General features: G+C 71.6%; 15 protein-coding genes and 1 pseudogene. 2 read left to right on the top strand and 14 right to left on the bottom strand.

What is annotated here, in order from left to right; genetic code table 11:
• Positions 1-70: 70 nt before the first annotated feature.
• A pseudogene (locus ACIQRL_RS22860) lies at positions 71-2,260 on the top strand (MMPL family transporter); the annotation flags it as partial.
• Between the two features lie 350 nt (positions 2,261-2,610).
• Here the strand turns inward: ACIQRL_RS22860 and ACIQRL_RS22855 are convergent.
• Together ACIQRL_RS22855 and fmt are read right to left on the bottom strand one after the other, a co-directional pair.
• Complete coding sequence (locus ACIQRL_RS22855; protein ID WP_401334227.1) at positions 2,611-4,044, bottom strand: RsmB/NOP family class I SAM-dependent RNA methyltransferase; 1,434 nt, start codon at positions 4,042-4,044, stop codon at positions 2,611-2,613.
• 128 nt (positions 4,045-4,172) lie between these two features.
• A complete protein-coding gene (gene fmt, locus ACIQRL_RS22850) occupies positions 4,173-5,105 on the bottom strand; it encodes a methionyl-tRNA formyltransferase (protein WP_401334224.1) in 933 nt (310 codons plus the stop codon).
• Between the two features lie 481 nt (positions 5,106-5,586).
• Here fmt and ACIQRL_RS22845 point away from each other — a divergent pair, with 481 nt between their 5' ends.
• The gene (locus tag ACIQRL_RS22845) at positions 5,587-6,129 is read left to right on the top strand and encodes a hypothetical protein (RefSeq protein WP_401334221.1); all 543 of its coding nucleotides are present in this window, start codon (positions 5,587-5,589) and stop codon (positions 6,127-6,129) included.
• Positions 6,130-6,426: 297 nt separating this feature from the next.
• Here the strand turns inward: ACIQRL_RS22845 and ACIQRL_RS22840 are convergent, their stop codons facing one another.
• From ACIQRL_RS22840 to ACIQRL_RS22785, 12 genes are all read right to left on the bottom strand, one after another.
• Complete coding sequence (locus ACIQRL_RS22840) at positions 6,427-8,592, bottom strand: primosomal protein N' (protein WP_401334219.1); 2,166 nt, start codon at positions 8,590-8,592, stop codon at positions 6,427-6,429.
• 423 nt (positions 8,593-9,015) lie between these two features.
• Complete coding sequence (gene metK / locus ACIQRL_RS22835) at positions 9,016-10,224, bottom strand: methionine adenosyltransferase (RefSeq protein WP_401334216.1); 1,209 nt, start codon at positions 10,222-10,224, stop codon at positions 9,016-9,018.
• Positions 10,225-10,462: 238 nt separating this feature from the next.
• On the bottom strand, positions 10,463-11,665 hold the full coding sequence (gene coaBC, locus ACIQRL_RS22830) for a bifunctional phosphopantothenoylcysteine decarboxylase/phosphopantothenate--cysteine ligase CoaBC (protein ID WP_401334213.1): 1,203 nt from the start codon (positions 11,663-11,665) through the stop codon (positions 10,463-10,465).
• 91 nt (positions 11,666-11,756) lie between these two features.
• Positions 11,757-12,029: a DNA-directed RNA polymerase subunit omega gene (gene rpoZ / locus ACIQRL_RS22825; RefSeq protein ID WP_003982715.1), complete on the bottom strand. Its 273-nt coding sequence runs from the start codon at positions 12,027-12,029 to the stop codon at positions 11,757-11,759.
• Positions 12,030-12,066: 37 nt separating this feature from the next.
• The gene (gene gmk, locus ACIQRL_RS22820; RefSeq protein WP_401334210.1) at positions 12,067-12,624 is read right to left on the bottom strand and encodes a guanylate kinase; all 558 of its coding nucleotides are present in this window, start codon (positions 12,622-12,624) and stop codon (positions 12,067-12,069) included.
• Positions 12,625-12,661: 37 nt separating this feature from the next.
• Positions 12,662-12,985: an integration host factor gene (locus tag ACIQRL_RS22815; RefSeq protein WP_081223334.1), complete on the bottom strand. Its 324-nt coding sequence runs from the start codon at positions 12,983-12,985 to the stop codon at positions 12,662-12,664.
• A gap of 309 nt (positions 12,986-13,294) precedes the next feature.
• The gene (gene pyrF, locus ACIQRL_RS22810) at positions 13,295-14,137 is read right to left on the bottom strand and encodes an orotidine-5'-phosphate decarboxylase (protein ID WP_401334207.1); all 843 of its coding nucleotides are present in this window, start codon (positions 14,135-14,137) and stop codon (positions 13,295-13,297) included.
• Positions 14,134-15,240 carry a quinone-dependent dihydroorotate dehydrogenase gene (locus ACIQRL_RS22805; RefSeq protein WP_401334484.1) on the bottom strand — a complete coding sequence of 369 codons (1,107 nt, stop codon included), beginning with the start codon at positions 15,238-15,240 and terminating at the stop codon, positions 14,134-14,136. Before ACIQRL_RS22805 ends, pyrF begins: the two co-directional genes overlap by 4 nt.
• Before the next feature lie 100 nt (positions 15,241-15,340).
• Complete coding sequence (gene carB, locus ACIQRL_RS22800) at positions 15,341-18,649, bottom strand: carbamoyl-phosphate synthase large subunit (protein WP_401334204.1); 3,309 nt, start codon at positions 18,647-18,649, stop codon at positions 15,341-15,343.
• Positions 18,642-19,799 (bottom strand): glutamine-hydrolyzing carbamoyl-phosphate synthase small subunit, encoded by a 1,158-nt coding sequence (gene carA / locus ACIQRL_RS22795; protein WP_401334201.1) that lies wholly within the window; start codon positions 19,797-19,799, stop codon positions 18,642-18,644. Before carA ends, carB begins: the two co-directional genes overlap by 8 nt.
• Positions 19,796-20,362, bottom strand: a complete 567-nt coding sequence (locus tag ACIQRL_RS22790; protein WP_401334199.1) for a hypothetical protein — start codon at positions 20,360-20,362, stop codon at positions 19,796-19,798. The genes carA and ACIQRL_RS22790 overlap by 4 nt, the downstream gene beginning before the upstream one ends.
• Positions 20,359-21,645, bottom strand: coding sequence for a dihydroorotase (locus tag ACIQRL_RS22785; protein WP_328667016.1), 1,287 nt, complete (start codon positions 21,643-21,645; stop codon positions 20,359-20,361). The genes ACIQRL_RS22790 and ACIQRL_RS22785 overlap by 4 nt, the downstream gene beginning before the upstream one ends.
• Position 21,646 lies beyond the last annotated feature (1 nt).

The raw sequence follows: 21,646 nt of genomic DNA, 5'->3' as shown, positions 1-21,646 counted from the left end.
AGGCCGTACGACGGTCCGCCGTGCCATGCCGGGCGGCCCAGCGGCGCCGCGTCCGGCCTCGGGGGTGGTCATGAAGCGGCTCGACTCCTGGAAGCGCGCGGCCATCGGAGTCGTGTGCGGACACCGCTCCAAGTGGCTGGTCCTGGTCCTGTGGCTGCTGGTGCTCGTCTTCGTGGCACCGCTCGGAGCGAAGCTCAGTGACGCCCAGGACAACGACGCCCAGTCCTGGCTGCCTGGCTCGGCCGAGTCCACCCAAGTTCTCGACATTTCGAACGAGTTCCGGCCCGAGCAGATCCCCGCGGTCGTCGTCTACGCCCGCCCGGACGGCCTGACACCCCAGGACCGGCGGCAGATCGCCGAGGACGTCCAGCAGGTGAAGGCGCTGCGGGAACACGGCATCCGGGGCGCCGAGACCCGGGGACCGGTCTTCGACCGGCCGACGGATCCGCGCGCGGCCCAGATCTACATCCCCATCACCATGAACGCCTCCGGATGGCAGCGGATCGGCCCCGCCGTCGACTCCATCCGGCACCAGGTGGGCAAGGGCGCCGACGGCCTCTCCGTGCACATCACCGGGCCCGGCGGTACCGCCGCGGACTCCTCCAACGCCTTCAAGGGCATCGACTCGACCCTGCTCTACGCCGCGATGACCGTCGTCGTCGTGATGCTGCTGATCACCTTCCGGAGCCCGACCCTGCTGTTCGTGCCGCTGCTCGGCGTGGTCGTCGCCCTGTTCACGGCCCAGGCCCTGATCTATCTGCTGGCCAAACACGCCGGTCTGACGGTGAACGGCCAGAGCGCGGGCATTCTCACCGTGCTCGTGTTCGGCGCGGGGACCGACTACGCGCTGCTGCTGGTCGCCCGCTACCGCGAGGAGCTGCGCCGCCACGAGGACCGCCACGAGGCGATGAAACTCGCCATGAACCGGGCCGGTCCTGCCATCCTCGCCTCCGGCGCGACGGTCGTCCTGAGCATGCTGGTGCTCCTGGTCGCCGAGATGAACTCGACGCGGGGTCTCGGCCCGGTCGCGGCGATCGGCGTGGGCGTCGGCCTGCTGACCATGCTCACGCTCTTCCCCGCCCTGCTGCTGGTCTTCGGGCGCTGGATCTTCTGGCCCGCCGTCCCGCACGTCGGCTCGGCCGATCCGACCAGGAGCGGCGTCTGGGCGCGCATGGGCCACCGGATCGCCCGCCGCCCCCGGACCACCTGGGTGGCCACGGCACTGGCGCTCGCGGTGCTGTCCCTGGGCCTGATCCAGCTCCGGGCCGCGGGCATCTCCAACGCCGACACCTTCACCGGGAAACCGGACTCGATCGTCGGCCAGCAGGTGTCGGCGCGCTACTTCCCGGCGGGCGCCGGGGATCCCCTGGTCATCGTGTCCAACACGGCCCAGGCCAGGGAGGTCGGCGTCACCGTGGCGGCGGACCCGGACGTGGTGCCGACGAGCATCGGCGTGCCACCGGGTACCGCGCCCGAGCACGGCGGCCGGGTGCTGTTCGAGGCGACCACCCGCGCCCCCGCCGACAGCGCGGCGGCCAAGGCCACGGTGGAGCGGGTGCGCAACGCCGTGCACGCCGTACCAGGCGCCGACGCGAAGGTGGGCGGTGGCACGGCTGCCCTGCTGGACATGAGGAACGCCCAGACGCACGACAACTACCTGGTCATCCCGCTCGTCCTGGTGGTGGTCCTGCTGGTCCTGAGCGTCCTGCTGCGCGCCCTGGTCGCTCCGCTCCTGCTGATCGCGACCGTGGTGCTGTCGCTGGCCACCGCCCTCGGCGTGAGCGCCCTGGCCTTCCGGCACCTCTTCGACTACGCGGGTGAGGACGTGGCCTTCCCGCTCTTCGTCTTCGTGTTCCTGGTGGCTCTCGGCATCGACTACAACATCTTCCTGACCACCCGTATCCGCGAGGAAGCCGTGCACCGGGGCACCCGTGCGGGCGTGGTGACGGGGCTCGCCACCACCGGGGCGGTGATCACCTCGGCCGGTCTGGTCCTCGCGGGCACGTTCGCGGCGCTCGGCACCCTGCCCATCGTGGGCTTCGCGGAGATCGGCTTCGCGGTGGCTCTCGGCGTGCTCCTGGACACCTTCGTGGTGCGCTCGGTGCTGGTCACCGCGCTCTTCCTCGACGTGGGCCCGAAGGTGTGGTGGCCCCACCGGCTCGCCCGCGACGACGGCGGCACCCCTCCCTCCGACACCACCGAGCCGCACGATTCCGGGAAACCGGCGGCACCCACCGTCTCCAGCGAACCCGGGACAACCGAGGGCCCCGAAGCATCCACGGCATCCGGGGAACCCGGAGGACCCGGACCATCCGGGGAAGCCGACGATTCCGGAACACCCGGCGAGTCGACGAACCCGACACCCCCGCCCGGCTGACGCAACGGACCCGCGCAGCGCGGGCAGCGCGGGCAGCGCGGGCAGCGCGGGCAGCGCGGGCAGCGCGGGCAGCGCGGGCAGCGCGGGCGAACAAGGCCGCTCGCCGCGGCCGCGGCGATTCCCCTCGGCTCGGCCGGGCAATGCCGGCCGGCCCGGCCGAGCAATTGCTGGGCAGCCCGGCTGCGCAACTGCCGCGCACCGCGGCGGGGCGAAGAAGGAGCCTGTGCGGGGGGTCAGCCGGTTCTGCGGATCAGGGCCAGGTACATCGCGTCCGTTCCGTGCAGGTGCGGCCACAGCTGTACGTCGGGGCCGTCCCCCAGGGCGGGCACGCCGGGCAGCAGTGGACGGGCGTCGAACAGTTCGGCGGAGCCGCCCTCGAAGTGCTTGAGCACGTCGTCGACGACCGCGCGGGTCTCGGCGAGGTGCGGCGAGCAGGTCGCGTACCCGACGACACCGCCGACCCGCACCGATTCGAGCGCCGTGCGCAGCAGTCCGCGCTGGAGCGGCGCGAAGCCTTCGAGGTCCTCGGGGCGACGCCGCCAGCGGGCCTCGGGACGACGGCGCAGCGCGCCCAGGCCCGTACAGGGCACGTCCATGAGCACCCGGTCGAAGGTGCCGGGCCGCCACGGCGGGCGGGTGCCGTCGGCGGCGATGACCTGGTAGGGGCCGGGGTTCCCGGCGAGCGCCTTGGCGACGAGCCCCGCCCGGTGCGGCAGCTTCTCGGAGGCGAGCAGCGTCGCACCCCGCTGGGCGGCGAGGCCCGCCAGCATCGCGGCCTTGCCGCCGGGTCCGGCGCAGCCGTCCAGCCAGGCCCGGTCGGGTCCGTCGAGCGGGGCGTTCGCGAGGGCGATCGCCACCAGCTGGCTGCCCTCGTCCTGGACGCCCGCACGGCCCTCGCGTACGGCGCCGATGGCGCCCGGCTCGCCGCCCTCGGTGAGCCGCACGGCATACGGCGACCAGCGCCCGGGAAGCGCCGAGTCCTCGTCGAGGGCGTCGAGGATCTCCTCGGAGGTGGAGCGTCCGGGCCGGGCGACGAGGGTCACCTCGGGCCGTTCGTTGTCGGCCTCCAGCAGGTCCTCGATGCCGGCCCGGCCGCCGCCCAGCGAGTCCCACAGCGCGGAGACGACCCAGCGCGGGTGCGAGTGCACGACGGCGAGATGGTCCTCGGGGTCCTGGTCGTAGGGCGGTGCGACCTGTTCCAGCCAGTCGTCGAGGTCCTGCCGGGCGACCTTGCGCAGCACGGCGTTCACGAACTTGGCCCGCCCGTCGCCGAGCACCACCCGGGCCAGCTCGACGGAGGCGGAGACGGCGGCGTGCGTCGGGATGCGGGTGCCGAGGAGCTGGTGGACACCGAGGCTGAGCACATCGAGGACCGGCGGGTCGACCTCCCGCAGCGGCCGGTCGACGCAGGCCGAGATGACGGCGTCGTACGTCCCCTGGCGGCGCAGTGTGCCGTACACCAGCTCGGTGGCGAGCGCGGCGTCCCGGGTGTCGAAGTCGCCCTTCTCCCGCGCCTTGCGCAGCAGCGGCGGCAGGACGAGGTTCGCGTACGCGTCCCGCTCGTCGACAGCCCGCAGCGCCTCGAAGGCGAGCATGCGGACCGGGTCCTTCTGGGGGCGGCGGTAGGGCTTGCCGGGCTTCTGCGGCCGACGGGGCTGCTCACTCACGAAAAAGGTGCTCCGGATCCAGGAAAAAGATGCGCTTATCAGCGTACGCCGCAGGGCCGACGTCGGACGCCGACCGCCGTCAGACAGCCGACGCCAGACGTCACACGGCCGACGTCGGACAGCCGACGTCAGACGCCTAGGCGCTCCCCGGAGGGAATCCGCACCCCGCGGGCCCAGTCCGCCGCGCGCATCGGCTTCTTGCCCTGGGCCTGCACCCACAGCAGCTCGACGGCGTAGGAACCGGTGCCCACGTACACGTTGTTCTTGGCGACGGACAGCTCGCCCGGGGCGAGGTCCGTACGGTCGGGCACCGTCGCGACCTGGATCAGCTTGAGGCGCTCGTCCCGGAAGACGGTCCAGGCACCGGGGGCGGGGGTGCAGCCGCGCACCATGCGGTCGACCCGGAGCGCCGGGGCGGCCCAGTCGATGTGGGCGTTCTCGACGGTGATCTTCGACGCCGTGCTGATGCCGTCGGCGGGCTGCGGTACGGCCTTGAGCGTGCCGTCCTCGATCCCGTCCATCGTCGCCGCGAGCAGTCCGGACCCGGCGAAGGCGAGCCGCGTCAGCAGGTCCCCGCTGGTGTCGGTGGGGCGGATCTCCTCGGTGACGGTCCCGTACACCGGTCCCGAGTCGAGGCCCTCCTCGATCAGGAAGGTGGTGGCGCCGGTGATCTCGTCACCGGCCATGATCGCGTGCTGGACGGGGGCGGCGCCGCGCCAGGCCGGCAGCAGCGAGAAGTGCAGGTTGACCCAGCCCTGGGCGGGGATGTCGAGGGCGACCCGGGGCAGCAGAGCCCCGTAGGCGACGACGGGACAGCAGTCCGGGCCGATCTCCCGCAGCCGGGCCAGGAACTCCTCGTCCCGGGGCTTCACGGGCTTGAGCACCTCGATCCCGGCCTCTTCCGCCCGCACGGCGACCGGACTCGCGACGAGCCGTCGCCCCCGTCCGGCCGGCGCGTCCGGCCGGGTCACGACGGCGGCCACCTCGTGCCGCCCGGAGGCGATCAGGGCGTCCAGGGCGGGAACGGCGACCTCGGGGGTACCTGCGAAGACGAGCTTCATGGGTGGCGGTTGGCCTCTCGGGCGGGAGCTCTTCCATCCCCCGCGCGCGTGCCGGTTCGGGCGGAGCGCGGGGCAGCGCACCAGTCTATGCCGCGCGCGGCCCAAGGGCTCGGGGGTTCTTCAGGGGCCATGTCCCCGGGCCCGCGCGGGCGGTGTGGTCCGCGCACAGACATGAGCGGTGCAGTCCATGCACAGGCATGAGCGGTGCATCGCACGCGCAGGCACGAGCGGTGCAGTCCATGCACAGGCATCAGCGGTGTTGCCCGCACCGCGCGGGCCATGCGGTCCGCTCATCGGCGGGTGGGGCGCGTCCACCGCACAACGGGGGGCGTACAGACGCGGACGCGCCCCGTGCATATGCCCTCGCGCCCCCGCAGCGTGACCACTCACCCGTCCACGCGTTGGTCAAGAAAGAGTTGACCACTGCGGGCCTCAGATACGCGGCCCGATCCTTTTCAACGCCGGTTCGAGAGGCTTGTTCATGGCCGACCACGCAACCCACGACGCCCAGGCTCGGGCCAGCCTGCACTTGCTGGTGCGGGACATCGAGCGGGTCCGCCGGCAGGTGGACGCACTGCGCACGCTCACCGCCCAGCTGGGCAACGTCTACCGCCCGCGCCGCTCCGGCCCCTCCACGGGCTTCGTCGTCTACGGGCGCGCTCCCGCCCCGACCGTCCGTCTCGCTCAGGAACTGCGGGACAGCGTCGAGACCCTGGTCACGGCCGCCGTGGACTTCGACCGCTCACTCGGCTTCTCATGGGACGCGGTGGGCTCGGCCCTCGGGGTCACCAAGCAGGCGGTGCACCGGCGTTACGGCGCGCGCCGCGCCGCCACCCAGGCAGCCGCCGAGGCGGAGCGCGCCACGGAGCCGGCCGAGACGCGCACGGTCGCCGTCAACACGGCTCTCCCCTCGGTGCCGACCGTCCCCGCAGCCCGCTCCATGCCGACCCAGCCGACGGCCGGCAGTCCCACCCTCCGCGACGAGGTCAGGCCCTCGGCCTTCCCGGGCCCACGCAACGGCTGACCCGACCCCTGACACGACCACTGCCTCCCGGCGCCAGGCCATCCGGGGGGCAGGCCTACGTCCACACCCCGCCCCCTCCACACCCCGGCCTCCGGCCCGTCCAGCTCCCAACTCCCCGCCGACTGTTCACGCCCAGGGCCGGCCACCGCTTTCACCCACGGCCCACGCCGACACCCGCACGTCACCCACTCCGCGACGCCCCCTCACACGACCGCACCGGATCCCCCGCCCGAACCGGATCTCTTCGGACCCACCGATGGCGGCCCCACCCGACGGCGGGCCTCCCGACGGCAGGCCTCACCCGATGTCAGGCGGATCGATCCGGATCCGTACGGGCTCGCCGCCACCGCGGGCCATCCGCGCCGCCTGCGCGCTCTTCAGCGCGGCCGCCAGCGCGGCACCGCTCCCGGGGGGTACCCGGATGAGCACCCTCTCCCCCGGCTCCCCGGGGGGCGGCCCACCGGGCCGCCGGGGCCGCCCGGCCTCGCCGGACGGCAGCGGTACCGGCCCCAACACCTCGGCGTCGCGCGGCAGTTCGGCGGCCGCGAGGAACCCGGCGAGCGCCTCCGGCGACCCGGACACCGCCGCCATCCGGGACACGGGCGGAAATCCCAGTTCGGCCCGCTCGGCGAGCTCACGCACGGCGTGCCCGACGGGATCCCACCGTACGAGCGCCTGAACGGGCCGCAGGGTCGGTTCGGCCACGACCACGACCGTGCCGCCCGCTCCCTGCGGACGGACCAGCGCGGCGGCCCCTGTCCACCGGCGCAACGCGTCCTCGCCGGCCCGCAGATCGGGTCGTCCGAGCATCGCCCAGCCGTCGAGCAGCAGGGCCGCCGCGTACCCGCCCTCGGCGACGGGTTCGGCCCCCGGGGTGCTCACCACCAGCGCGGGTGCCGCGGACACCGTGTCAAGCACCTGTTCCCGCCCGGACGTACGCACCGGCACGGCCGGGAACGCCCGGCCCAGTTCCTCGGCGGTCCGGCGGGCGCCGACGACCTGCGCCCGCAGCCGGAACCCGCCGCACTCCTGGCAGTGCCAGGCCGTCTCGTCCCGCCCGCACCACGCACAGCGCAAAGCCTGGGCGTCCTGCGCCTCCAGCGGCCCCGCGCAGTGCCGGCACCGCGCGGGTGCCCGGCACTGCGCACACGCCATCCGGGGCACATAGCCCCGCCGGGGAACCTGGACCAGCACGGGCCCCTGCCGCAGCCCCTCCCTGACGATCTGCCAGGCGAGCGTGGGCAGCCGGGCGGCCCGGGCGGCCTCGTCGCGCGCGAGATCGCCGTCCCCGACGGTCCGCACCAGGGGCGCGGCGGCGCGCACCTGTTCCCGGTCGGCGGCCAGCGGCAGCGCCCAGCCGCTCTCGACCAGTTGCGCCGCCTCCACCGTGCAGGTCCAACTCCCGAGCAGGAAACCGCACTTGTCACGCGAGGCGCGCAGTTCCAGCACCTCCCGGACGTGCGGGAAAGGAGCGTTGTCATCGCTGTGTCCGTCGTCGCCGTCGTCCCAGACGACGACAAGTCCCAGATTCCGTACGGGCGCGAACATGGCCGCCCGGGTGCCGACGACGGCCCGTACGGACCCCCGTCGTACGGAGAGCCAGTCGCGGTAGCGGCGCTCCGGTCCGGCGTCGGCGGTCAGCACGGCGTGCTGCCCCTCCCCCATCAGGGCCTTCAGAGCGGTGTCGACGCGGGCGGCGGGCCGCCCGGCCGGTACGACCACGAGCGCGCCGCGCCCGGAGGCGAGCGTCGCCTGCACCGCTCGGGCGATCTCCTCGGCCCACTCGGGACCGGGCAGCGCGGTCCACACGGCGCGCGGGGCACCGCCGGAGGCGAGCGAGGCGAGGAAGTCCGCTCCCCTCCCGTACCGCAGCCAGGTGCCGGGGTCGGGTGCGGTGGGCAGCGGCGGCGGGGCCGGTGACTCCCGTGCCTCGGCGCGGGCGTGCCGGGGCGGCACGGCAAGTTGCAGCACGTCGGCGAGCGATCCCGCGTACCGGTCGGCGACGGCGCGGGCGAGTCCCAGCAGTTCGGGCCCGAGGACGGGCTCGGGCGAGACGACCTGGGCGAGCGCGGCCAGCGGCCCGGAGTAGTCGGACTCGGCGACCCGCTCGACGAGGTATCCGTCGATCAGGCCGCCACCCTCGCGCCGTCCCTCCCGCACATTGCGTCCGCCCGCCCCGAACCGCACCCGCACCCGCACGCCCGGCTGGGCTGCCTCGTCCAGGTCCTCGGGCACGGCGTAGTCGAAGTAGCGGTCGAGGTGCAGCACGCCTTTGTCGACGAGCACCCGCGCGACCGGTAGTTCCTTCGCGAGCGCGGCGCCCCGCCAGGTCCGTGGCTTCGCCTTCGGCGCCTTGGCCTGGCGTACGGCCTCCCGGATCAGCGCAAGCTGCTCGGGCGGCGCGCCGTCGGCGCCGCCTGCGCCGTCCGCGCCCTCTGCCGGGTGCCCGTTCGCGCTGCTCACAGCAGTATTCCTACCAGACCGCACCGACAGCGCCGTCCGCCCGAGATCAGGGCGGCAGCGGATCGTGAACGCCCTCAGGGCGCCTTTGCCATGGACCGCTCGGCCATACCGGTCGGGGACCGGCAGCAGGATTCGAACCTGCGAGGGGCCATCCGCCCCAGAAGTATCCGCGGCCATCGCACCGGGCGGGACGACGTCGTTCCTCCCTGTCGGATCTCCCGAGATCCAGGCGGCAGCGGAACGTTGATCCAGATTCACCGCACGCCATGGGCGTACTCCACCGAAGTAACCGCGGCCATCGCACCGGGAGATCACCAGCGTACGAATCCCGGCCCGTCGGGACCACTCTTTTTCCCGCACAGCCGTGAGGCCCGGCACCCCGAGGGGTACCGGGCCTCACGGCTGTGACGAAGCGTTCGCGGACTACAGGCCCGCGGCCCTGCGCAGCGCGTCCACGCGGTCCGTCCGCTCCCACGTGAAGTCGGGGAGCTCCCGGCCGAAGTGGCCGTAGGCGGCGGTCTGGGCGTAGATCGGCCGGAGCAGGTCGAGGTCGCGGATGATGGCCGCCGGGCGGAGGTCGAAGACCTCCGAGATGGCGGTCTCGATCCGCTCGGCGTCGACCTTCTCGGTGCCGAAGGTCTCGACGAACAGACCGACCGGCTCGGCCTTGCCGATGGCGTAGGCGACCTGGACCTCGCAGCGCGAGGCGAGCCCCGCGGCCACGACGTTCTTCGCGACCCAGCGCATCGCGTAGGCGGCGGAGCGGTCGACCTTGGACGGGTCCTTGCCGGAGAAGGCGCCGCCGCCGTGGCGGGCCATGCCGCCGTACGTGTCGATGATGATCTTGCGGCCGGTGAGGCCGGCGTCGCCCATCGGGCCGCCGATCTCGAAGCGGCCGGTCGGGTTCACCAGCAGGCGGTAGCCCTCGGTCTCCAGCTTGATGCCGTCGTCGAGGAGGGCCTTCAGCTCCGGCTCCACGACGAACTCGCGGATGTCGGGAGCGAGCAGGGAGTCCAGGTCGATGTCCGAGGCGTGCTGCGAGGACACGACGACGGTGTCCAGACGGACCGCCTTGTCCCCGTCGTACTCGATGGTGACCTGGGTCTTGCCGTCGGGGCGCAGGTACGGGATGGTCCCGTTCTTGCGGACGTCGGACAGCCGGCGCGAGAGCCGGTGCGCGAGGTGGATCGGGAGCGGCATCAGGTTCGGGGTCTCGTCCGTCGCGTACCCGAACATCAGGCCCTGGTCGCCGGCGCCCTGCCTGTCCAGCTCGTCCTCGTCACCCTCGACCCGGGACTCGTAAGCCGTGTCGACACCCTGCGCGATGTCCGGGGACTGGGAACCGATCGACACCGACACGCCACAGGACGCTCCGTCGAAGCCCTTCTTCGACGAGTCGTAGCCGATCTCCAGGATCTTGTCGCGGACCAGCTGGGCGATCGGCGCGTACGCCTTGGTCGTGACCTCTCCGGCCACGTGCACCAGGCCGGTGGTGATGAGCGTCTCCACGGCGACCCGGGACGTCGGGTCCTCACGCAGAAGCGCGTCGAGAATGGTGTCGCTGATCTGGTCAGCGATCTTGTCGGGGTGACCCTCGGTCACGGACTCCGAGGTGAACAGGCGACGGGACACAACGCTCCCTGTGGTTGCAGCGGCTGCTGGCTGATCATTGGTGGACGGGACGGGGGCTGCGCCCGGCGTCGTCCGAGAACAGTTTATCGGTCGCGCTCTGCCGCGGGACCCCTGTCTCGCCTCTCGAAACCCCTGTGACCTGCGGCACGGGCATTCTGCGCCATCGTCGTAGGTCTTCGCCAGGGTCGCCACGCCCGATTTTGCGGCCTTTGGGGTGACAGATGTGATGAGTGAGCTTTCACACCAGTCGCCGTGTCACCAGGTCCCACACGGTCTCGGCCAGTGCTTCCTTGGGGCCGTGGGGCACCGGGGTCTCACTGCCGTCGGCCCCGAGCACCACCGCCTCGTTCTCCTCGGAACCGAAGGTCTTGCGCTCCCCCACCTCGTTCACCACGAGGAGATCGCACCCCTTGCGCTCCAGTTTCGTCCGTCCGTTGGCGAGGACGTCGTCCGTTTCCGCGGCGAATCCGACCACCACCTGGCCGGGGCGGCCCCGGTCGGCGGAGATCTCCGCCAGGATGTCCGGATTGCGGACCAGGACGATCGGCTCCGGTTCCTGGCCGTCCTTCTTCTTGATCTTCCCGGACGCGTACGCCTGGGGGCGGAAGTCCGCCACGGCGGCCGCCATCACCACCGCGTCGGCGTCCGGGGCCGCCTTCAGCACGGCCTCCCGCATCTGCACGGCGGTGCCGACCTGGACCACGTCGACCCCGGCCGGGTCCGCGAGACCGGTGTTCGCCGCGATCAGCGTGACCCGGGCGCCGCGCGCCGCGGCGGTGCGGGCGAGCGCGTACCCCTGCTTGCCGGAGGAGCGGTTGCCGAGGAAGCGGACGGGGTCGAGGGGCTCACGGGTGCCGCCCGCGCTGACGACCACATGGCGGCCGGCGAGATCCGGCTCGGTGACCCCGCGGGCGAGCACACGGCGGCAGACCTCGAAGATCTCCCCCGGTTCCGGCAGCCGCCCCTTGCCGGTGTCGACGCCGGTCAGGCGCCCCACGGAGGGCTCGATGACCACGGCACCGCGCCGCCGCAGGGTCGCCACGTTCTCCTGGGTCGCCGGGTGCTCCCACATCTCGGTGTGCATGGCGGGCGCGAAGACGACCGGGCAGCGGGCGGTGAGCAGGGTGTTGGTGAGGAGGTCGTCGGCCAGTCCGTGGGCGGCCTTGGCGAGCATGTCGGCGGTCGCGGGGGCGACCACCACGAGGTCGGCGTGCTGCCCGATGCGGACGTGCGGGACCTCGTGGACGTCCGACCAGACCTCGGTGGAGACGGGGTGGCCCGAGAGCGCGGACCAGGTGGCGGCGCCGACGAAGTGCAGCGCGGACGCGGTGGGTACGACCCGCACGTCGTGGCCCGACTCCGTCAGTCGTCGCAGCAGTTCACAGGCCTTGTACGCGGCGATGCCACCGCTGACCCCCAGAACGACCTTCGGCTTGTCCACCGTCTCTCCCCGGGCTCGGAAACGTACGACTCCATGACACACCACAGGCCCGGCAGTCGCGCCGCCGGGCCTGGGATGAGCAAATGAACGACTACTGAGCGGGGCCTTCGACGGCCTCGGAGGTCAGCAGACCCGCGTTGATCTCGCGCAGGGCGATCGACAGCGGCTTCTCGTGGACGTGGGTGTCCACAAGCGGACCGACGTACTCGAGGAGGCCCTCGCCGAGCTGCGAGTAGTACGCGTTGATCTGGCGGGCACGCTTGGCCGCGTAGATCACCAGGCTGTACTTCGAGTCGGTGGCCTCGAGGAGCTCGTCGATCGGAGGGTTGATGATGCCCTCGGGAGCAGTGATGGAAGAGGACACGCTCTGCCTTCCGAAAGGTGGAAATTGACCTGAAAGATCAAACAACTTCCACCAAGGCTAGCAGCTCACGCGCCACGTCCTCGACGGAGGTGTTGACCAGGGTGATGTCGAACTCCGGCTCGGCCGCCAGTTCGATCTTCGCCGCGTCCAGACGTCGCTCGATCACCTCGGGGGGTTCGGTGCCGCGTCCGGTGAGCCTGCGGACCAGTTCCTCCCAGGAGGGCGGGGCCAGGAACACGAGGAGCGCGTCCTCCATGGACTCGCGGACCTGCCGGGCACCCTGGAGATCGATCTCCAGAAGCAGCGGCGCACCCGACTCCAGGTGCTCCAGGACGGCGGCGCGCGGAGTGCCGTAGCGGTTGCCGGCGAATTCGGCCCACTCCAGGAGCTCGCCGTTGGCGATCAGCTTGTCCATCTCGTCGTCGGAGACGAAGAAGTAGTGGACACCGTGCTTCTCACCGGGGCGCGGCTTGCGGGTCGTCGCCGACACCGAGAGCCAGACCTCGGGGTGTTCCTTGCGCATATGAGCGACGACCGTGCTCTTGCCGACCCCTGAGGGGCCGGAGAGCACGGTCAGCCGCGGACGTTCACTCATGCAGCGATTATTCCAGCAATCCCGGGGTGTCCAGGACTCAGGCGCCGGAACCGCCGAACTCGCGCTCCAAAGAGGCGATCTGGTTCGAGCCGAGACCGCGAACGCGGCGGCTCTCGGAGATCCCGAGTCGCTCCATGATCTGCTTGGCGCGGACCTTGCCCACGCCCGGCAGGGACTCCAGGAGAGCGGAGACCTTCATCTTGCCGACGACGTCGTTCTCCTGGCCCTGCTTGATGACCTCGTGAAGCGAGGCGCCGGAGTGCTTGAGTCGATTCTTGACCTCGGCCCGCTCCCGGCGAGCCGCGGCGGCCTTTTCGAGCGCGGCTGCGCGCTGTTCAGGGGTAAGGGGCGGAAGAGCCACGCCTACGTCACCTCGGATGTCGAACTGTCGGATACGGACCGGTGAGGAACCTAGTCGCCCCACACCTGGGGGCTACGAGCAACACGGTTGCCCGATGTCCTCCAGCGCCCTTGAGGCCGCGGGAGGTGCCCCACTCGACGGAGACTAGCGGGCAAGTGCGCCGGAGTCAGCGAGAACAGAGGAAAAGTCCTGGTCAGCCTCCCTGAGGCCCGACATTTCCGACATACCTCCCCGGATTTGAGAATGTATTCAGACTCGGGGCGCTCGCGCGACACCCGTGGGAGGACTGTCGAACGGCTGTCGGAGGGCTCAGGCGGCCGCCACGGCCGCCCTGATCTCCTCCGCGAACCCCTCCGCCGACTCGCGCAGGGCCAGCGCGTCGGGACCGTGACGCAGAACACCCCGGCTCACGTTCGGGACGACGTTGCGCACGGCGGACCCGAAGACGCCCGCCAGGTCGGCCGCGGTCGCTCCCTGGGCTCCGATGCCCGGCGCGAGGAGCGGGCCGTTGATGTCCAGGTCGTACGAGGAGAGATCGCCCAGCGTGGCGCCGACGACCGCCCCGAAGGAGCCGAGGGGCCGCTCGTCCGCGTTCTCTGCGGCCAGGTGCCCGAGCATCGTCGCTCCGACGGTGCGTCCGTCCGCGCGGACGGCGTGCTGCACCTCGCCGCCCTCCGGGTTGGAGGTGAGCGCGAGGACGAAGAGACCCGCACCGCTCTCGCGGGCCAGCTCCACGGCGGGCTTCAGCGAGCCGTAGCCCAGGTAGGGCGACACGGTCAGCGCGTCCGAGAAGAGGGGCGCGTCCTTGCGCAGGAAGGTCTCGGCGTACGCGGCCATGGTCGAGCCGATGTCGCCGCGCTTGGCGTCCATCACGACCAGCGCCCCGGCCGCCCGCGCCTGTTCGACCGACTTCTCCAGGACGGCGATCCCGCGCGACCCGAAGCGCTCGAAGAACGCGCTCTGCGGCTTGAGGACGGCCACCCGTTCGGCGAGCGCCTCGACGACCGTGCGGCTGAAGCGCTCCAGGCCCGCGATGTCGTCGCCGAGCCCCCAGTCGGCGAGCAGGGACGCGTGCGGGTCGATGCCCACGCACAGGGGCCCGCGCTCGTCCATGGCGCGGCGAAGGCGCGCGCCGAAGGGTTCCAGGCTCATACGGACTTCCTCACGTCGGCGCCGACCGCGTCGGCGAGGGTGGCGTACGGGCTCGTCCGCAGGCGGGCGGCGAGCCCCTTGTGGATGGCGCGGCCCCAGAAGGGGCCCTCGTAGATGAAGGCGCTGTAGCCCTGGACCAGGGTGGCGCCGGCCAGGATGCGCTGCCAGGCGTCCTCGGCGTTCTCGATGCCGCCCACGCCCACCAGGGTGACGCGGTCGCCCACGCGCGCGTAGAGGCGGCGGAGCACCTCCAGGGAGCGTGCCTTGAGCGGCGCGCCCGAGAGGCCTCCGGTCTCCTTCACCAGGGAGGGGTCGGACGTCAGACCGAGCCCCTCGCGCGCGATGGTGGTGTTCGTGGCGATGATCCCGTCGAGGCCGAGTTCGACGGCGAGATCGGCGACCGCGTCGACGTCCTCGTCGGCGAGGTCGGGCGCGATCTTGACGAGGAGCGGGACGCGCCGGCCGGTGACAGCGCGGTCGGCGGCCTCGCGGACGGCGCTGAGCAGCGGGCGCAGCGCCTCGGTGGCCTGGAGGTTGCGCAGGCCGGGGGTGTTCGGGGACGACACGTTCACGACGAGGTAGTCGGCGTGCCGGGCGAGCCGCTCGGTCGACTTCACGTAGTCGCCGACGGCCTCCGCCTCGGGGACGGCCTTGGTCTTGCCGATGTTGACGCCCACGACGGCCCTGAAGACGGGCGTACGGGCCGCCAGGCGCTCGGAGACGGCCGCGGAGCCCTCGTTGTTGAAGCCCATGCGGTTGATCAGCGCGCGGTCCGGCACGAGGCGGAACAGCCGCTTCTTCGGGTTGCCCGGCTGTGGCTCCCCGGTGACCGTGCCGATCTCGATGTGGTCGAAGCCGAGCATCGACATCCCGTCGATGGCCACGGCGTTCTTGTCGAAGCCCGCCGCGAGCCCGAAGGGGCCGTGCATGCGCAGCCCGAGCGCCTCGGTGCGCAGCTCCTTGTAGCGGGGCGCGAGCACGGCGGCGACGAAGGTCCGCAGGACGGGGACGCGGGCGACGACGCGGATCCAGCGGAAGGCCAGGTGGTGGGCCTGCTCCGGGTCCATCCGCTTGAAGACGAGGTTGAAGAAGAACTTGTACATGATCATGTCCTCGAAAAAAGCCCGGTGAGGGGCGCCTCTTGAAGGGGCAAGGGGCCTCATGAAGAGGGGGACACCGTTTCCGGTGTCCCCCTCAGGTCCGCTAGTCGCGCGCCGCCGTCAGATGCTCGGCGTGTTCCTGGAGCGAGCGCACGCCCACGTCGCCGTGGTTGAGCGCGTCGATGCCCTGGACGGCGGCGGCGAGCGCCTGCACCGTCGTCAGGCACGGGACCGAGCGGGCCACGGCCGCCGTGCGGATCTCGTAGCCGTCGAGGCGGCCGCCGGTGCCGTACGGCGTGTTGACGATGAGGTCGACCTCGCCGTCGTGGATGAGCTGGACGATGGTCTTCTCGCCGTTCGGGCCCTCGCCCTCGCTCTGCTTGCGCACGACCGTGGCGTTGATGCCGTTGCGCTTGAGCACCTCGGCCGTGCCGGAGGTGGCCATCAGCTCGAAGCCGTGGGCGACGAGTTCGCGCGCCGGGAAGATCATCGAGCGCTTGTCGCGGTTGGCGACCGAGATGAAGGCGCGGCCCTTGGTGGGCAGCGGGCCGTAGGCGCCGGCCTGCGACTTGGCGTACGCCGTCCCGAACGCCGAGTCGATGCCCATGACCTCGCCGGTGGAGCGCATCTCCGGACCGAGCACCGTGTCGACGCCGCGTCCGTGGATGTCGCGGAAGCGCGACCACGGCATGACGGCCTCCTTGACGGAGATCGGCGCGTCGAGCGGCAGCGTGCCGCCGTCGCCGTTCGCCGGGAGCAGGCCCTCGGCCCGCAGCTCCGCGACGGTCGCGCCCAGCGAGATGCGGGCGGCGGCCTTAGCGAGCGGCACCGCGGTCGCCTTCGAGGTGAAGGGGACGGTGCGCGAGGCGCGCGGGTTGGCTTCGAGGACGTAGAGGATGTCGCCGGCCATCGCGAACTGGATGTTGATCAGACCGCGGACGCCGACGCCCTTGGCGATGGCCTCCGTCGAGGCGCGCAGCCGCTTGATGTCGAACCCGCCGAGGGTGATCGGCGGGAGCGCGCACGCCGAGTCGCCGGAGTGGATGCCGGCCTCCTCGATGTGCTCCATGACGCCGCCGAGGTAGAGCTCCTCGCCGTCGTAGAGCGCGTCGACGTCGATCTCGATCGCGTCGTCGAGGAACCGGTCGACCAGGACCGGCCGGGAGGGGCTGATCTCGGTCGACTCGGCGATGTACGAGGACAGCCGCGTCTCGTCGTAGACGATCTCCATGCCGCGTCCGCCGAGGACGTACGAGGGCCGGACGAGGACGGGGTAGCCGATCTCGTCGGCGATGGCCTTGGCCTCGGTGAAGGTGGTGGCGGTGCCGTGCTTGGGAGCCGGCAGGCCCGCCTCCGCGAGGACCCGCCCGAAGGCTCCGCGGTCCTCGGCGGCGTGGATCGCCTCGGGCGGGGTGCCCACGATCGGTACGCCGTTGTCCTTGAGCGCCTGTGCCAGGCCGAGCGGGGTCTGGCCGCCGAGCTGCACGATCACACCGGCGATCGGACCGGCCAGCGACTCCGCGTGCACGATCTCCAGCACGTCCTCGAGCGTCAGCGGCTCGAAGTACAGGCGGTCGGAGGTGTCGTAGTCCGTGGAGACGGTCTCGGGGTTGCAGTTGACCATCACGGTCTCGTAGCCCGCGTCGCTGAGCGCGAAGGAGGCGTGGACGCAGGAGTAGTCGAACTCGATGCCCTGGCCGATGCGGTTCGGGCCGGAGCCCAGGATGATCACGGCGGGCTTCTCGCGCCGCGCGACCTCGGTCTCCTCGTCGTAGGAGGAGTAGAAGTACGGCGTGTTGGCGGCGAACTCGGCGGCGCAGGTGTCGACCGTCTTGTAGACCGGGCGTACGCCCAGCGCGTGCCGCACCTCGCGGACGACGTCCTCGCGCAGCCCGCGGATCTCGGCGATCTGGGCGTCGGAGAAGCCGTGCCGCTTGGCCTCGGCGAGCAGCTCGGGGTCGAGCTTGGCGGCGGCGGCCAGATCGTCCGCGATCTCCTTGATCAGGAAGAGCTGGTCGACGAACCACGGGTCGATCTTCGTGAACTCGAAGACCTCTTCCTGCGTGGCGCCCGCGCGGATGGCCTGCATGACGGTGTTGATGCGGCCGTCGGTGGGCCGGACGGCCTCGCGCAGCAGCTCGTCCTTGGCACCGGGTTCACCCACGAAGGTGAACTGGCTGCCCTTCTTCTCCAGCGAGCGCAGCGCCTTCTGCAGCGCCTCGGTGAAGTTGCGGCCGATCGCCATGGCCTCGCCGACCGACTTCATGGTGGTCGTGAGGGTGGAGTCGGCGGACGGGAACTTCTCGAAGGCGAAGCGCGGGGCCTTCACGACGACGTAGTCGAGGGTCGGCTCGAAGGACGCCGGGGTCTTCTCGGTGATGTCGTTCGGGATCTCGTCGAGCGTGTAGCCGACGGCCAGCTTGGCCGCGATCTTGGCGATCGGGAAGCCGGTCGCCTTGGAGGCCAGCGCCGAGGACCGCGAGACGCGCGGGTTCATCTCGATGACGATGATGCGGCCGTCGTCGGGGTTGACGGCGAACTGGATGTTGCAGCCGCCGGTGTCGACGCCGACCTCGCGGATGATCGCGATGCCGATGTCGCGCAGCCGCTGGTACTCGCGGTCGGTCAGCGTCATGGCCGGGGCGACGGTGATCGAGTCACCGGTGTGGACGCCCATCGGGTCGAAGTTCTCGATGGAGCAGACGACCACGACGTTGTCGTTCTTGTCGCGCATCAGCTCCAGCTCGTACTCCTTCCAGCCGAGGATGGACTCCTCCAGGAGCACCTCGGTGGTCGGGGAGAGCGTCAGGCCCTGGCCGGCGATGCGGCGCAGCTCCTCCTCGTCGTGCGCGAAGCCGGAGCCGGCGCCGCCCATGGTGAAGGAGGGCCGGACGACGACGGGGTAGCCGCCGAGCGTGTCGACGCCGTTGATGACGTCGTCCATGGTGTGGCAGATGACGGACCGGGCGGACTCGCCGTGGCCGATCTTCTGGCGCACGGCCTCGACGACGCCCTTGAAGAGGTCGCGGTCCTCGCCCTTGTTGATGGCCTCGATGTTGGCGCCGATGAGCTCGACGCCGTACTTCTCCAGCACCCCCTGCTCGTGCATGGAGATCGCGGTGTTGAGGGCCGTCTGGCCGCCGAGCGTCGGCAGCAGGACGTCGGGGCGCTCCTTGGCGATGATCTTCTCGACGAACTCGGGGGTGATCGGCTCGACGTAGGTGGCGTCGGCGATCTCCGGGTCGGTCATGATCGTCGCCGGGTTGGAGTTGACGAGGATGACCCGCAGGCCCTCGGCGCGCAGGACGCGGCACGCCTGGGTGCCGGAGTAGTCGAACTCGGCGGCCTGGCCGATGACGATCGGGCCGGAGCCGATGACCAGGACGGACTGGATATCGGTGCGCTTAGGCACGCTGGCCCTCCATCAAAGATACGAAGCGGTCGAACAGGTAGGCGGCGTCGTGCGGTCCTGCTGCCGCTTCGGGGTGGTACTGGACGCTGAAGGCCGGCTGGTCGAGCAGGTGGAGGCCCTCCACCACGTTGTCGTTGAGGCAGACATGGGAGACCTCGGCGCGGCCGTAGGGGGTCTCGGAGATCTCGTCGAGCGGGGCGTCGACGGCGAAGCCGTGGTTGTGCGCGGTGACCTCGACCTTGCCGGTCGTACGGTCCTGCACGGGCTGGTTGATGCCGCGGTGGCCGTACTTCAGCTTGTACGTGCCGAAGCCGAGGGCGCGGCCGAGGATCTGGTTGCCGAAGCAGATGCCGAAGAGCGGGGTCTTGCGGGCGAGGACTTCCCGCATGACCGCCACGGGACCGTCGGCGGTGGCCGGGTCGCCCGGGCCGTTGGAGAAGAACACGCCGTCCGGGTTCACGGCGTAGATGTCCTCGGCGGTGGCCGTGGCGGGCAGCACGTGCACCTCGATGCCGCGTTCGGCCATCCGGTGCGGGGTCATGCCCTTGATGCCGAGGTCGACGGCGGCGACGGTGAACTTCTTCTCACCGATCGCGGGGACGATGTACGTCTCCTTGGTGGCGACCTCGGCGGCGAGGTTCGCGCCCTTCATCTCGGGCACCTGGCGCACCTCGGCGAGCATGGTGCCCGCGTCGGGCAGCGCGTTGCCGGAGAAGATGCCGACGCGCATGGCGCCGCGCTCGCGAAGATGCCGGGTGAGGGCGCGGGTGTCGATGCCGCTGATGCCGACGACGCCCTGGCTCCGCAGTTCCTCGTCCAGGGAGCGCCGGGATCGCCAGTTGGAGGGCACGCGCGCGGGGTCGCGGACGACGTATCCGGAGACCCAGATCCGCCCCGACTCCGGGTCCTCGTCGTTGACGCCGGTGTTGCCGACGTGCGGGGCGGTCATCACGACGACCTGGCGGTGGTACGACGGGTCGGTGAGGGTCTCCTGGTAGCCGGTCATGCCGGTGGAGAACACCGCTTCGCCGAAGGTCTCCCCCACGGCCCCGTAGGCGCGGCCGCGGAAGACCCGGCCGTCCTCCAGGACGAGTACGGCGGGAAGCGCCTTTTCCCTCTGCGAGGCGTTCCCCTGAGTGGAGGTCGTCATCGTGCGCCTTCCGTTTCCGTCTTGTTGATCATGTCGTTCAGGGTGTCGGCCCATTCGTTGTGCTCGGCCGCGCGGTCCGAGCGGAAACCGGAGTCGAGGAGCCTGTCGCCGTGCGCCCAGGTGACGACGAGGAGTCCGCCCTCGGTGAGGACCTTGCCCGCGATGCCCTTGTCGAGCCGGGCCTCGCGCAGTTGCGAGGCCGGGATGAAGAAGTCGTCCGCTCCGGGGCGTACGACGTCCAGTCCCGCGTCCGTCAGGGTGAGCTCGGCCCGGCTGCGGGTGCCCAGGCCGTGCGCCACGATGCGGTCGAGCCACTGCCCGGCGGTGGTGGAGCCGTGGTAGCGGCCGCTCATGCTCAGTTTCACCGGGCCGGGGTCTTCCGGCGCGGCAGGCAGCTCGGGCAGGTCGCCCTGGAGGGTGCCGCGCCACTTCCAGCCCTCGCGCATCAGCCAGTAGACAAGCGCGATGAAGAGGGCGAGACCGACGAGCCAGCCGATCCGGGCGCTCCAGTCGGTCACTTCGGCCGACTTCTGTGCGGCGGCGATGGAGAGGAGAGGTGTCACGCGAGCTTCCCGTCGACGAGGGTGGCCTTGCCCCGCAGCCAGGTGTGGGTGACCCTGCCCGGCAGCTCACGGCCCTCGTAAGGGGTGTTGCGGCTGCGCGAGGCGAAGCCAGCGGGGTCCACCGTTCCACGGTATGCCGTGTCGACCAGCGTGAGGTTGGCGGGCTCGCCTGCCGAGACGGGACGTCCGTGGCCCGTGGCCCGGCCGATCGCGGCGGGCTTCACGGACATGCGGTCGGCGACGCCGGCCCAGTCGAGCAGTCCCGTCTCGACCATCGTCTGCTGGACCACGGACAGCGCGGTCTCAAGACCGACCATGCCCATGGCAGCGGCGGCCCACTCGCAGTCCTTGTCCTCGTGCGGGTGCGGCGCGTGGTCGGTCGCGACGATGTCGATCGTGCCGTCGGCGAGCGCCTCGCGCAGCGCCATGACGTCGCGCTCGGTGCGCAGCGGCGGGTTGACCTTGTAGACCGGGTTGTACGACCGCACCAGTTCGTCGGTGAGGAGCAGGTGGTGCGGGGTGACCTCGGCGGTGACGTCGATGCCGCGGGACTTGGCCCAGCGGACGATCTCGACGGACCCGGCGGTCGACAGGTGGCAGATGTGGACGCGGGAGCCGACGTGCTCGGCGAGCAGGACGTCGCGGGCGATGATCGACTCCTCGGCCACCGCGGGCCAGCCGCCGAGCCCGAGCTCCGCCGAGACGACGCCCTCGTTCATCTGGGCGCCCTCGGTGAGGCGGGGCTCCTGGGCGTGCTGGGCGACGACGCCGCCGAAGGCCTTCACGTACTCCAGCGCGCGGCGCATGATCACCGCGTCGTCGACGCACTTGCCGTCGTCGGAGAAGACCGTGACACCGGCCGCGGACTCGTGCATGGCGCCGAGCTCGGCGAGCTTCTTGCCCTCCAGGCCGACGGTGACGGCGCCGATCGGCTGGACGTCGCAGTAGCCGTGCTCCTGGCCGAGCCGGTAGACCTGCTCGACCACGCCGGCGGTGTCGGCGACCGGGAAGGTGTTGGCCATGGCGAACACGGCCGTGAAGCCGCCGCTCGCCGCCGCGCGCGTGCCGGTCAGCACGGTCTCGGAGTCCTCGCGGCCGGGTTCGCGCAGATGGGTGTGCAGGTCGACGAGGCCCGGCAGCAGCACCTTGCCGTCGGCCTCCACGACCTCCGCGCCCTCGGCGGACAGCCCGGTGCCGACGGCCTCGACGACCTCGCCGTCGATCAGGACGTCCTGCGGCTCGCCGCCGAGCACCCGCGCACCACGGATCAGGATCTTGCTCATG

Origin of the sequence: Streptomyces sp. NPDC091209, from assembly GCF_044757755.1 — a bacterium.
Taxonomy (GTDB): Bacteria; Actinomycetota; Actinomycetes; order Streptomycetales; family Streptomycetaceae; genus Streptomyces.
The sequence above is the reverse complement of the archived record's forward strand: the minus strand, read 5'-3'. Positions and strand labels throughout refer to the sequence as shown.

Coding starts and splice junctions, on each gene's coding strand:
- fmt (WP_401334224.1), bottom strand. CDS start 5,105: ATGAAGCTCGTCTTCGCAGGTACCCCCGAGGTCGCCGTTCCCGCCCTG.
- gmk (WP_401334210.1), bottom strand. CDS start 12,624: ATGAGTGAACGTCCGCGGCTGACCGTGCTCTCCGGCCCCTCAGGGGTC.
- ACIQRL_RS22785 (WP_328667016.1), bottom strand. CDS start 21,645: ATGAGCAAGATCCTGATCCGTGGTGCGCGGGTGCTCGGCGGCGAGCCG.
- carA (WP_401334201.1), bottom strand. CDS start 19,799: ATGACGACCTCCACTCAGGGGAACGCCTCGCAGAGGGAAAAGGCGCTT.
- ACIQRL_RS22845 (WP_401334221.1), top strand. CDS start 5,587: ATGGCCGACCACGCAACCCACGACGCCCAGGCTCGGGCCAGCCTGCAC.
- pyrF (WP_401334207.1), bottom strand. CDS start 14,137: ATGAGCCTGGAACCCTTCGGCGCGCGCCTTCGCCGCGCCATGGACGAG.
- ACIQRL_RS22805 (WP_401334484.1), bottom strand. CDS start 15,240: ATGTACAAGTTCTTCTTCAACCTCGTCTTCAAGCGGATGGACCCGGAG.